The organism is Rhizobium mongolense USDA 1844 (genome assembly GCF_000419765.1).
GTDB classification, from domain to species: domain Bacteria; phylum Pseudomonadota; class Alphaproteobacteria; order Rhizobiales; family Rhizobiaceae; genus Rhizobium; species Rhizobium mongolense.
Window position 1 is genome coordinate 356904 of the sequence record NZ_ATTQ01000007.1, and the last position, 12276, is coordinate 369179.

Consider the following 12276-nt stretch of genomic DNA (forward strand, 5'->3'; position numbering starts at 1 on the left):
GAGTGGCGACGTCGAATGCAGGATTGTAACATTGATGCTGACGGTTGCGGATTATATCGCACTGGCTTTCTTCGCCATTCTCTGGCTCGGCTATTCCTGGCTGCTGCGCGGCAGGACATTCTTCGGCCGCACGAGCCTCACCCATGCCATGATCGAGCGGCGGCGCGAATGGATCTACAATTCGCTGCGCCGCGACCTGAAGATGATCGACACGCAGATCATGGCCGGGCTTCAGAACGGCACGGCCTTCTTTGCATCGACCTCAATGTTCGCGATCGGCAGCTGCTTTGCACTGCTCGGCGCGACGGACAAGGTAAAATCCATCTTCGCCGATCTGCCTTATGTATTCAGCAGCGGCACCGCGAGCTTCGAACTCAAGGTCGGCGGGCTGACGGCCCTCTTTGCATACGCCTTCTTCAAGTTCGGCTGGTCTTATAGGCTTTTCAACTACTGCAGCATCCTCTTCGGCGCGATCCCAATGGTGCGCGACAGCGAGACTGATATCATCGCCGCCGAGCGCGCCGCCGAACGGGTCATCCGTATGAATGTGATTGCCGGCGGACATTTCAATGAGGGCCTTCGCGCGATCTTCCTGTCGATCGGTTATCTCGGATGGTTCGTGAACGCTTACGTTTTCATGGCGACGACGGCGATCATCGTCGTGGTGCTCACGCGCAGGCAGTTCTTCTCGGAGGCGCGGCTGGCGATCATGGATGCCAACCCGCCATCAATTCTCCACCTTTCTGCTATTCGCCGCGATATGCCGCCAGGTGGCGGAAGTGATTTGCCCGGGGGACTATGATGGCTATTTCGGCGAACGAGAACGGTGCGCCCGCCCAGCCGCCGCGCATCGGCCTGCTCGATACGGCGCGCGGCGCGGCCCTGATTGCCATGGCGACCTACCACTTCACCTGGGATATGGAGTTCATGGGCTATCTGGCGCGCGGGACAGCGGAGGCTGGGTGGCTGAAGATCTATGCCCGCGCGATCGCCTCGACATTCCTCTTCCTCGCCGGCGTCAGCTTGGTGCTTGCCTGCACGCCAAGCATCAGGCGCCGGGCCTATCTCCGGCGGCTTGGCATGATCGTTTCGGCCGCGGCTCTTATCACGGCCGCGACGGCAATCGCGATGCCGCAGGGGGCGATATTTTTCGGTATTCTGCACAGTATCGCAGCTGCAAGCGTCATCGGCCTGCTCTTCCTGCGCATGCCCGGGATGATAGCGATCGCCGCCGGCGTTGCGGCCGTCATCGCCCCGCTCTATCTGCGCTCTTCATTCTTCGATACGCCATGGCTTTGGTGGGTGGGCCTTTCCCAGACGGTTCCGCGATCGAACGATTATGTGCCGGTTCTACCCTGGATCGGGCCATTTCTCATCGGCATGGGCGTTTCGAGCATAGCGCTGAAACAGGGCTGGGCGGAATGGCTCGCAAAGTTCGGCACCGGCACCACTCTGCTCGCAAAAGCTGGCCGTCACAGCCTCGCCATCTACCTGATCCACCAGCCGATCCTGATCTCGATCGCCTATGCGCTTTCAATCGCCGTCCCGCCCGCAAAGCCGGATCCCGTGCAGACCTACTTGCAGCAATGCCAGTCCTCCTGCGTCGTCCAGGAAGGCGAAGCGCTTTGCCGCAGCTTCTGCCAGTGCACGCTCGAAAGATTGCAGGGTGAGAACCTGTTCACGCCACTCCAGTCCGGCGCAATCCAGGCGGATAAGGATGAAAGGGTACAGCGTATCGCATTGGAGTGCAGCACCGAAGCGCAATGAAGGTAGTTCGATGAATGCCTATCGTTCGAAGCCGCTGAAATTTCCATGGCCGCCGGTTCTATACGGCCTCGCTTTTGTCTCCGCTTTCCTGCTCGGCGAAATCGCCGGGCTTCCGGTACCGCGAGTGCATAGCGCCTTTGCCTGGATCTTAGGCACAGCGCTCACCGTCGCGGCCGTCTCGCTCGACATATGGGCGATCAAGACCCTGCTGGAGAGCAGGACGACGATCTTGGCGCATCGCGCAACAGCCCATCTCGTCACCCGCGGTCCCTTTCGCTACACGCGCAATCCGATCTATCTCGGCTACACGCTTGCAACGATCGCTTTCGGCCTCATGACGGCAAACAGCTGGTTCTACGTCGCAGCGGTCGTCGCGGCGATCGTCACCACCTTTGTCGCGATCCGGCGCGAGGAAAGACACCTGCAGGCCCGCTTCGGCTGCGATTTCGAAAGCTATTGCAGAAGAACCAGACGCTGGATCTGACGCTCAGGTGCCCACGCCGATTTCGGCGAGACGGCCGAGGCAGGCCTCTTCGATATTGTCGAGCTCCGTCAGCGTGTCATCGATGTCCTTGCGCTTCTTGCGCAGGTCTTCCCGCTTTTCGTCAACCCGTTTCATCAAAAGCTTGAGCTGGCCGAGTTCCCCCGGCGGATCCTTATAGACCTGAATGATCTCGCGAATCTCCGCGATCGTGAAGCCGATGCGGCGGCCGCGCAGGATTTCCTGGATCAGGCGCCGGTCGGCCGGACGGAAGAGGCGCGTGCGCCCGCGGCGTTCCGGATGGATCAGGCCCTCGTCTTCGTAGAAGCGAAGCGTGCGCGTCGACACTCCGAATTCGCGCGTCAGCTCCGTTATGCTATAGTACTTGTTCACTGGCATTGGCTTCCCACTCTCGTGCCCATAATATTGACTTTTACGTAATAGTCAATTTAGGCAAATCCGGCTCAGATGCCGAACCACCAGGTGGCGATACCGAGGAAAGCGAAGAAGCCGGTGCAGTCGGTGACGGTGGTTACGAAAACGGACGACGCAATAGCCGGGTCCGCGCCGACCTTATCCAGAAGAAGCGGCAAAAGAATGCCTGCCAGCGCCGCAGCCACCAGATTGATGATCATGGCGGCGCCGATGACCATACCAAGCTGGTAGTCATGGAACCACGTGCCGGCAATCGTACCCATGATGCTGGCAAAGACGATGCCGTTCATGATGCCGACGCCCGCCTCCCTGCGGATGATGCGGCCGGCATTGTATATGTCGAGGTCGCGGGTCGCGAGCGCGCGCACGGTCACGGTCATCGTCTGCGTACCGGCATTGCCTCCCATGGAGGCCACGATTGGCATCAGTACGGCAAGCGCGATCATTTTCTCAATCGATGCGTCGAAGAGCCCGATGACACTGGCCGAAAGCATCGCCGTGCCGAGATTGATCATCAGCCAGAGGAAGCGCGAGCGGACGGTCGAGATGACATTGTCGGACAGCTCTTCGTCACCGACGCCGCCGAGGCGTTTGATGTCCTCATCCGCTTCCTCGTGAATGACGTCGACTACATCGTCGATGGTAAGAACACCGACAAGACGGTCGTTCTCGTCCACGACGGCGGCTGAGAGAAGGTCGTATTGCTCAAAGAGCTGCGCCGCCTCTTCCTGGTCCATCTCGGCTGGAATCGGATGAGTCGTCTCGCGCATGATCGCTTCGATTTTTGTCTGCCGCTTGGTGCGGAGAATCTGGTCGAGATCGACGGCGCCGAGCAGCTTGAAGGTCGGGTCTATAACGAAGATCTGCGTGAAGGAATAAGGCAGGTCCTCCTCTTCGCGCATGTAGTCGATCGTCTGACCGACAGTCCAGAAGGGCGGCACCGCCACGAATTCCGTCTGCATGCGGCGGCCGGCAGAGCTTTCCGGGTAATCGAGTGCCCTGCGCAGGCGCACCCGCTCGGTGAACGGCAGCTGCGCCAGAATTTCTTCCCGGTCTTCCTTGTCCAGGTCCTCGAGAATGTAGACAGCGTCGTCCGAATCGAGGTCGCCGATTGCAGCGGCAATCTGCTCGTTCGGTATCTGGTCGACAATTTCGCGGCGGATCGTTTCATCGACCTCCGTCAGCGCCGTCATGTCGAAATCGTCGCCGAGGAGGCGGACAAGCGCCAGGCGCTGATCCGGCTGGATCGATTCCAGCAGGTCGCCTATTTCGGACTCGTGAAGGCGCGCAACGTTCTGCCGGAGAAAAATCGTATCGCGGTCGGCGATGGCAGCGCCGACAAGCGCCAGAAAGTCGCTGCGGACATTGCCGTCCTCGTCATAGATGTCGGCTCCTTCGTCGTCCGGACGTCTGCGGATGCGGTCGTCTTCTCCGGTTTCCGTCATCTGCCGTCCTCGCATTCCAAGATTAACGACTGTCACGCCGCATTCGAGAATGGCGGCCGAAAAAGCATTGTCAACAAGCGGATAAACGAATTCCGCCTGCCCTCTCGGCCCGCCCGAATTCCAGCCCCTGCTAACCGAAATGCTCGGTGGCGTCTAGCGCCAAAGCGCATCGCGCAGATGACAATGCCCCGTCTTGCCGATAGTTTCCGCGCGCCAGCAAACAAGGACCGCCGCCGATGGCCATTCGCCCCATTCTTCGCTATCCGCATCCCGGCCTGAAGACAGTCTGCGAACCGGTGACGGTCTTCGATTCGGCACTGCGTCAGCTTGCTGACGATCTGCTGGAGACGATGCGCGTCGCACCCGGCGTTGGCATCACGGCCGCCCATGTCGGCGTCTTCCTCCGGGTGGTCGTGATCGAGCTCATCAGGGCGGACGGAGTTCGGATCTTTATCAACCCTGATATCATTTCGGTTTCGGATGAATTCATGCGCCAGACCGAAGGAAGCGTGTCGATGCCGGGCGTGAGCGACGAGGTGACGAGACCCCGCGCAGTCCGTTTCCGCTACCAGGACATCAACGGTCTCCAGCATGAAGAGCATGCCGATGGTTTCCTGGCAATTTGTATTCAGCACGAAGTCGACCAGCTTGACGGAATCTTCTGGCTTCAGCGCCTGTCGAAGCTGAAGCGCGACCGCCTGATCCGGAAATGGGAAAAAGCGACGTTGTGATTCACGAAACTTTGGCGAACCATTCCGGACCACGGGCGTTCTTCGATCAAGGTAACACCTGAGGGAGAATGACGATGCCAAAGAAGAACGACAAGACCACATTTTCGCGCGAAGACGATTATCGCGATTACGAAGAACGCAATCTTGACGACGGCTGGCCCTACTCCGACGAAGCAGGTGCGCGATCGCCTGAACCGAAAAATCGAGCCTATGGCGAAACGCCTGCAAACTTCGACCGCGATCCTAACAGCGGCTTTCGCGTCGACGGCACGGACGACGACGGAAACGAAAACCGGCTCAAGGATTCACTCAGGGCCGATACGATCGATCGCGACGAAAGCGATGACCTCGAAGCGCGCGTGACTGAGAACCTGGAAAACATCCCGGATCTGAACCTCGACAGCATCGATGTTCATGCCGACGGCCATACGGTAACGCTGGAAGGCGCGGTCGAGACCATCGGAATGGCCCGGAAGGTCGAACTCGGTGCCCTTTCAGTCGATGGCGTCCACCATATCCGCAACCGGCTGGAAACGATCGGTGTTGATTCGCATCTATCGGACGAGGATTGAAGTCCCTGAGAATCAAGGCCAATCGAACCGTCGAGCATGCCGCAAACGAAAAGGGACCGGAAACCGGCCCATTTCTCATGTCGCCCGCGAGATGGGACGTTCTAAAAAATTCTCTGGAAGAGAATGGTGCGGTCGAGAAGACTCGAACTTCCACGGGTTGCCCCACAGCGACCTCAACGCTGCGCGTCTACCAATTCCGCCACGACCGCATCGTGGTAGGTGCCGATTTGCGTCGGCGGGGCAGCATGTAGCAAAAGCATTTGGGGTGCACAAGGGCGATATGGCAGATTTTTGCAAAACAAAATCACAGCATTTGAATTGCCCGTCAAACGGGGCCATATAGGCGATCTGCCGCCTGTGATCGCCGTGCGGCGAGGGAAGTCTATGCTGCGCACCGATCTGCAATTCTCGATGTTTCCGCTTGAAGGCTCAAAGCCGGTACGTTGGCGCATCGCCGATGGTCTCATTGCTTATAGCGAAGCCGTCGAGACGATGGAGCGCGAGGTGGCGGTGATCGCCGAGGGCGGCGATGAGCTTGTCTGGCTCGTCGAGCATCCGCCCCTCTATACTGCAGGCACCAGCGCCAATGCGAAGGACCTTGTGCAGCCGGACCGCTTTCCGGTTTTTGCGACCGGCCGCGGCGGCGAATACACTTATCATGGCCCCGGCCAGCGCGTTGCCTATGTGATGCTTGATCTCAAACGCCGGCGGCAGGATGTACGCGCCTTCGTCGCGGCGCTTGAAGAAGTGGTGATCCTTACGCTCGGTTCGATGAATGTACGCGGCGAGCGGCGCGAGGACCGCGTCGGCGTCTGGGTGAGACGGCCGGAGAAGCCGCTTCTTCCCGACGGCAGCATGAGCGAGGACAAGATTGCTGCGCTCGGCATCAGGCTTCGCAGATGGGTGACGTTTCACGGCTTGTCGCTCAATGTCGATCCCGACCTCGACCATTTTACCGGCATCGTACCCTGCGGGATTTCTGCCTACGGCGTGACCAGCCTTGTCGATCTCGGCCTGCCGGTGATGATGGCGGATGTGGATATCCGCCTGCGGGAAGCCTTCGAATCGGTCTTCGGCAAAACGGTGGGCGAGCGCTAGGCCATATTGATCGGCATGCATTCCTGTGGTTGATGGCTTCGTTCCCGAAAGCCTGCACCATGTCCCAAGAACAATCTCCGCAAAATCCGCTTCAAGGCATGGTCATCATGGCCGGCGCCATGGTCGTCCTGCCCGCCATGGACGCGATCGCCAAATACATGGCGACCTTCGAGGCGATGTCACCGGGACAGGTGACATTCTATCGCTTCTTCTTTCAGGTAGCCTGCACGCTTCCTATCCTGCTTGCCGTCTTCCGCTGGAAGGCGCTTTCGGCAAAGCGGCCATGGATGAACCTGCTGCGGGGCGTCTTGCATGGCGCAGCCAGCCTGCTCTTCTTCGTCGCGGTCAAATACATGCCGCTCGCGGATGTCTTTGCGATCTATTTCGTGGAACCATTCATGCTGACGGCTCTTTCGGCGCTCTTCCTCGGCGACAAGGTCGGTTGGCGGCGGTGGGCGGCGATCGTCGTCGGCTTCGCAGGCGCGATGATCGTCATCCAGCCGAGCTACGAAATCTTCGGCCTGAAGGCGCTGCTGCCAGTGGTTTGTGCCTTCCTTTTCTCTCTCTATCTCTTCCTCAACCGGGCAATCGGTGAAGCCGATTCGCCGTTAACGATGCAGACCTTGGCCGGAATCGGTGGAACGCTCTTCATGGGGGCCGCGCTCCTAGGTGGAAATGCGCTGGCAATGCCCGATTTCGAAATGTCGCTTCCCTCGTCGGTATTGGGCCTCGCCCTGCTGCTCATCCTCGGCACCATCTCCGGCTATGCGCATATGCTGGTCGTCAGGGCATTCCGCCTTGCGCCGCTGTCGCTGCTTGCCCCGTTCCAATATTTCGAAATCATTTCGGCGACCGTGCTCGGATACGCGCTGTTCAACGATTTTCCCAATTTTTCCAAATGGATCGGCATTTTCATCATCGTCGCGTCCGGCCTCTTCATCATCTGGCGCGAACGCGTTCAGTCAAGATCGCTAAAATCATCGGAAACACCTGCGTAGTCGATTAACCCTTGTCGTTGAGGGTTCTTCAATTCCGCGGGGCTAAAATCATTTCCGGCTTCATGAAGAAGTCTGGAGATGAAAGATGAGCGAATTCCGACTCGCTTTTCCGGCATGTGTGATCGCGGGAAAGCATCGGCTGGCCGCCGACGATATCAGCCTCTTGCGCAAGCACAGCTTTCCGCACGGCGTCCGGAGGGCCGACGACGTCGTTGTCATGCTGGCGCTGAATAATTCCTGTCCTGAAAAATGCCCGGAATGGAGCGCCTTCTTCGTGGAAGAACTCGCCGGTTTCATCGTCAACTACAGCTATCCGCAGGGCTCGCTGGACGAGATCAATGTCGCCTGGATCATGCGCATGTTTGCGACCGACGGCGTCATCAATTCGGCGCTCGAACTGGAACTCGTACTGCACATCATGGAGATTTCCTCCCATGTACCGGACGAGCTGCGCGCTTTTGCGCTCGATCAGCTGCGCCTCGCGATTACCGACGATGTCGGCGGCTACAAGCTGTCGCGTGCAGTGAACCGCAAGGGCATCGCCCGCCAGGATATCGATTTCGTGATGCGCGTGCTGCGGAACATCTGCGAGGGCGGTGTGATTCCGGTTTCGCATCTCACCCACAGCGTCTTGCGCCGGATCGAAGCGGAAACGCTGCCTTCCGCCAATCATCCCCGCTGGGCTGAAATCCTCCAGGCGCTCCAGCTTCGCGATTACGCCGAACCGCGCATCAGCCGCTGGCTGCGGATCGTGGACGACGAACAAGCCGTTGCGTGACTTGCGTTAGGACAGGTCCCTTCCCCACCGTCAGATTTCGCGCGATTGTGCGTCTCGGCGTTTGTGCGTAGAACTTCTGGACGCATTTTTCGGGTGGAGTCTGCATGTTCAAGAAAATCCTGATCGCGAACCGCGGCGAGATCGCTTGCCGCGTGATCAAGACTGCGCGCCGCATGGGTATTGCAACGGTCGCGGTCTATTCGGACGCAGACCGCGATGCCCTTCACGTCGAGATGGCTGATGAAGCAGTGCATATAGGCCCGGCCGCGGCAGCCGAGAGCTATCTCGTCGCCGAAAAGATCATCGCCGTCTGCAAGGAGACCGGCGCGGAAGCTGTTCACCCCGGCTACGGCTTCCTTTCCGAACGGGCCTCCTTTTGCGAGGCCCTGGAACGGGAGGGCATCGTCTTCATCGGACCGAAACCGAAGGCCATCAGGGCGATGGGCGACAAGATCGAATCGAAGAAGTTCGCCAATGCCGCCAAGGTTTCAACAGTGCCGGGCCATCTCGGCGTCATCGAGGATGCAGCGCATGCCGAGAAGATCGCCGGTCAGATCGGCTATCCCGTGATGATCAAGGCTTCGGCCGGCGGCGGCGGCAAGGGCATGCGTATCGCCTGGAACGAGGCGGAAGTCCGCGACGGTTTCGACCGTGCCCGCTCCGAGGCAAGGAGTTCTTTCGGCGACGATCGCGTCTTCATCGAGAAATACATTGTCGATCCGCGCCATATCGAAATCCAGGTGCTGGCCGATGCGCACGGCAGTACCGTCTATCTCGGCGAGCGCGAATGCTCGATCCAGCGGCGGAACCAGAAGGTCGTCGAAGAGGCCCCCTCGCCTTTCCTCGACGAAAAGACCAGACAGGCGATGGGCAAGCAGTCCGTCGCACTGGCGAAGGCCGTCGATTATCAGAGCGCAGGAACGGTGGAATTCATCGTTGACCGCGACCGCAATTTCTATTTCCTCGAAATGAACACGCGGCTGCAGGTCGAGCATCCGGTGACGGAACTGGTGACCGGGATCGACCTCGTGGAGCAGATGATCCGGATTGCCGCGGGCGAAACGCTTCCCTTCAGCCAGAAGGACATAAAGCTGAATGGCTGGGCGATCGAAAGCCGCCTCTACGCCGAAGATCCCTATCGCAACTTCCTGCCGTCGATCGGCCGCCTGACGCGTTACCGCCCGCCCGCGGAAGGCTGGCACGGTAGCACGATCGTCCGCAACGATACCGGTGTCTTCGAGGGCGCCGAAATCTCGATGTATTACGATCCGATGATCGCAAAGCTTTGCGCCTGGGCGCCGGACCGTTCGGCAGCGATCGATGCCATGGGCCAGGCACTCGACGGCTTCGTGGTTGACGGCATCGCGCATAATCTGCCGTTCCTCTCGGCATTGATGAAGCATCCGCGCTGGCGCGAGGGCAGACTTTCGACTGGTTTCATTGCCGAGGAATATCCGGACGGCTTTGCGCCGATGGCCCCCGATCAGCGGGAGGAGGCTCTGCTTGCGGCCGTCGCGCTGTCTACAGCACTGATCGAAGCCGATCGCCGCGAACGCCATATCGACCGATTGCGCGCTTCGGACGGTAAACTTCGCGAGGAATGGGTCGTGAAGATCGGCACGGACTATGTGCCGGTGAGGCTTGCCGGTGGACTGGTGACCATCCCGTTCGACATGGAGATGGAAGCAGCGGGAGAAAAGTTTCATGTTGTCACCGATTGGCGACCCGGTGAGCCAGTCTGGAACGGGGCAATCGACGGACGGGCGGTGACGGCCCAGGTTCGGCCGGTTCTGAACGGCATGCGCATCGATTGGCAGGGCCTTGCGGTCCGCGCCACGGTTTTCACGCCGCGCCACGCCGAACTCGATTGCCTGATGCCAGTCAAGGTCCCGCCCGATACCTCGAAGCTGTTGCTTTGCCCGATGCCGGGGCTGGTGATTTCGATCGCCGTCGCGGAAGGCCAGGAGGTAAAGGCCGGCGAAACGCTTGCCGTCGTAGAAGCTATGAAGATGGAAAACGTGCTGCGCGCCGAACGCGATCTGGTCGTCGGCAAGATCAATGCGAAGCCTGGCGAGAGCCTCGCCGTCGATGCCGTGATCCTGGAATTCGCCTGATCCGGATTGGCACAGGTCCGCCTGCGCCACCGCTGACGCGACTTCGCATTTGTTAAGGTCTTGCAGCCTAGTATGCGGCGTTTTCGTCCTGTGGCTGGGGCCTCGGAGACACGAATGACGGCGCTGCAATCTGCCGCCCTGCTGCTGTTCATCAATCTTGGCCTGCTCTGGCTCCTCATGCGCATACCACTTGGCGTGCGCACCATTCGCCTGACGCGGACATTCCACAGACCGCCGGAGGAGCTGTGGAGAGCGATCGATCCCGCCGGCACCGACGCCGACTGGCATCATTCCGTCATCAGCAGCAAGCCGCTCAAAAACCGCATAGGCATCGTCGAGCAGATCTACAGCCATTTGGACCGCGACGGAGCGCCTCTGCGCCGCTTGCTGGCTTTGGAGCCGTTGCCGGCCGCCGGCGGACGCGGCTTTCGTTCGCGCGTCGCTGACGACAGCACCCTTGATGTGGCCTTCTGGCGGGATTTCAGCGAAAGCAGGATCGTCCGCCGCCTGCCCGACGGCGCCGAGATCGAAATTACGCAGACGGATCGTTACCGCGGCCTCGCCTTCCTTCTTTTCCGATATGTCATGCTGCGCCGCGAGCTGCGTGCGCTCGAAGGTTGGCTGGAAACCGGTGCATCGGTTCCGCAGGGATATTTCGAACATCCCACCTTTCAATGCGGCCTGGCAGTACTTTCGACGTTTTTGCTGTGGCCGTTCTTCGGATTGACGACATCCGGGCTAATGATCTCGACATTTCTTACCCTCGTCATCGCTCTGCACGAGCTCGGGCATCTCGCCGCCTACAGAACTTTCGGACATGAATCCGTGCGCATGATCTTCGTGCCGCTCCTCGGCGGCATCGCGATTGGCGGCAGACCGTACAAGAGCCATTTCGAGGTTGCCACCTGTGCGCTGATGGGGCCTGGCATCTCGGCCTTCTTCGTGCCTATCCTGATTGCCGGGGATAACATTGCGGCAAATGGCCTGCTGTCGGAGCAATTCCGCGGCCCGCTATTGATCTTCCTGTTCACCCTCGGCGCTTTTAACCTGCTCAATCTTCTGCCAATGCAAAGGTTCGACGGTGGTCAGGTCTTGCGGCAGATCTTCAGAACAACCCGCTCGCTGATCGGAGCGAGCTTTGCCGTTACGGCCTGCATTCTCCTCATCGGCTGGGAGGTTGGCGTTTCCAGCGGCATCCTGGCTGCGGCGCTCGCCGTCTTCATCCTGCTCAGCATGATTGGCGCGGGATCCCTCAAGCCACGCCACAAGCTCGTGGAGATGAAGGCCTGCGAGCGCCTGCTGGTCACCTTCGGCCTTTATGCTGCGATCCTCATTCACGGCTATGCAGTTATTTTTTCGGCGGAGAAGCTCTTTTGACGCTCTGAGCAAACTGGTTGTCGCAAGTAGCTGATTTTGCAATAATGTCGGCGCCGCCCTTCCTTTTCGCTTGAGCCGCCGCCGCTCGGCATGCCAAGGTTACGCCGGAAAATCACGAGGAGATCAGACGATGGACGTTCGCGCCGCTGTTGCCGTTCAGGCTGGACAACCGCTTGAAGTCATGACCGTGCAGCTGGAAGGCCCGCGGGCCGGCGAGGTTCTGGTCGAGGTCAAGGCGACCGGCATCTGCCACACGGACGATTTCACGCTGTCNGGCGCCGATCCGGAGGGCCTGTTTCCGGCAATCCTCGGCCATGAGGGTGCCGGCATCGTCGTCGATGTCGGCCCGGGCGTCACCTCGGTCAAGAAGGGCGACCACGTCATTCCGCTCTATACGCCGGAATGCCGTCAATGCCCGTCCTGCCTGTCGCGCAAGACCAATCTGTGCACGGCGATCCGCGCCACCCAGGGCCAGGGCCT

The 12276-nt window shown here is 59.8% G+C and carries 13 protein-coding genes and 1 tRNA gene; 11 read left to right on the forward strand and 3 right to left on the reverse strand.

Going from position 1 to position 12276, the window contains the following annotated elements; genetic code table 11:
- The first annotated feature begins 37 nt into the window (after positions 1-37).
- The 3 genes from A3C3_RS0116480 to A3C3_RS0116490 are packed head-to-tail and all read left to right on the forward strand — an operon-like array spanning position 38 to position 2251.
- Complete coding sequence (locus tag A3C3_RS0116480) at positions 38-802, forward strand: DUF599 domain-containing protein (protein ID WP_028739704.1); 765 nt, start codon at positions 38-40, stop codon at positions 800-802.
- Complete coding sequence (locus A3C3_RS0116485) at positions 802-1767, forward strand: heparan-alpha-glucosaminide N-acetyltransferase (protein WP_028739705.1); 966 nt, start codon at positions 802-804, stop codon at positions 1765-1767. The genes A3C3_RS0116480 and A3C3_RS0116485 overlap by 1 nt, the downstream gene beginning before the upstream one ends.
- A gap of 10 nt (positions 1768-1777) precedes the next feature.
- Positions 1778-2251 carry a methyltransferase family protein gene (locus tag A3C3_RS0116490; RefSeq protein WP_022715689.1) on the forward strand — a complete coding sequence of 158 codons (474 nt, stop codon included), beginning with the start codon at positions 1778-1780 and terminating at the stop codon, positions 2249-2251.
- 3 nt (positions 2252-2254) lie between these two features.
- Here A3C3_RS0116490 and A3C3_RS0116495 read toward each other — a convergent pair whose 3' ends face one another.
- Together A3C3_RS0116495 and mgtE are read right to left on the reverse strand one after the other, a co-directional pair.
- On the reverse strand, positions 2255-2647 hold the full coding sequence (locus tag A3C3_RS0116495; protein ID WP_022715690.1) for a MerR family transcriptional regulator: 393 nt from the start codon (positions 2645-2647) through the stop codon (positions 2255-2257).
- 65 nt (positions 2648-2712) lie between these two features.
- A complete protein-coding gene (gene mgtE, locus A3C3_RS0116500; RefSeq protein WP_022715691.1) occupies positions 2713-4128 on the reverse strand; it encodes a magnesium transporter in 1416 nt (471 codons plus the stop codon).
- Between the two features lie 236 nt (positions 4129-4364).
- Here mgtE and A3C3_RS0116505 point away from each other — a divergent pair, with 236 nt between their 5' ends.
- Positions 4365-4859, forward strand: coding sequence for a peptide deformylase (locus A3C3_RS0116505; RefSeq protein WP_022715692.1), 495 nt, complete (start codon positions 4365-4367; stop codon positions 4857-4859).
- Positions 4860-4933: 74 nt separating this feature from the next.
- A complete protein-coding gene (locus A3C3_RS0116510) occupies positions 4934-5431 on the forward strand; it encodes a BON domain-containing protein (protein WP_022715693.1) in 498 nt (165 codons plus the stop codon).
- 124 nt (positions 5432-5555) lie between these two features.
- Here the strand turns inward: A3C3_RS0116510 and A3C3_RS0116515 are convergent.
- A tRNA-Leu gene (locus A3C3_RS0116515) sits at positions 5556-5640 on the reverse strand.
- Between the two features lie 175 nt (positions 5641-5815).
- Between A3C3_RS0116515 and lipB the strand changes: the two genes are divergently transcribed.
- The 6 genes from lipB to A3C3_RS0116545 all read left to right on the forward strand — a co-directional run.
- Positions 5816-6529, forward strand: a complete 714-nt coding sequence (gene lipB, locus A3C3_RS0116520) for a lipoyl(octanoyl) transferase LipB (protein WP_022715694.1) — start codon at positions 5816-5818, stop codon at positions 6527-6529.
- 59 nt (positions 6530-6588) lie between these two features.
- Positions 6589-7527 (forward strand): DMT family transporter, encoded by a 939-nt coding sequence (locus A3C3_RS0116525; RefSeq protein ID WP_033419687.1) that lies wholly within the window; start codon positions 6589-6591, stop codon positions 7525-7527.
- 85 nt (positions 7528-7612) lie between these two features.
- Positions 7613-8305, forward strand: a complete 693-nt coding sequence (locus A3C3_RS0116530; RefSeq protein WP_022715696.1) for a hypothetical protein — start codon at positions 7613-7615, stop codon at positions 8303-8305.
- Between the two features lie 104 nt (positions 8306-8409).
- Positions 8410-10419: an acetyl-CoA carboxylase biotin carboxylase subunit gene (locus A3C3_RS0116535; RefSeq protein WP_022715697.1), complete on the forward strand. Its 2010-nt coding sequence runs from the start codon at positions 8410-8412 to the stop codon at positions 10417-10419.
- Between the two features lie 114 nt (positions 10420-10533).
- Positions 10534-11796 (forward strand): zinc metalloprotease, encoded by a 1263-nt coding sequence (locus A3C3_RS0116540; protein ID WP_022715698.1) that lies wholly within the window; start codon positions 10534-10536, stop codon positions 11794-11796.
- Positions 11797-11926: 130 nt separating this feature from the next.
- Positions 11927-12276 (forward strand): alcohol dehydrogenase catalytic domain-containing protein (locus tag A3C3_RS0116545; RefSeq protein ID WP_028739708.1); only part of this gene is annotated, 350 nt, incomplete at its 3' end.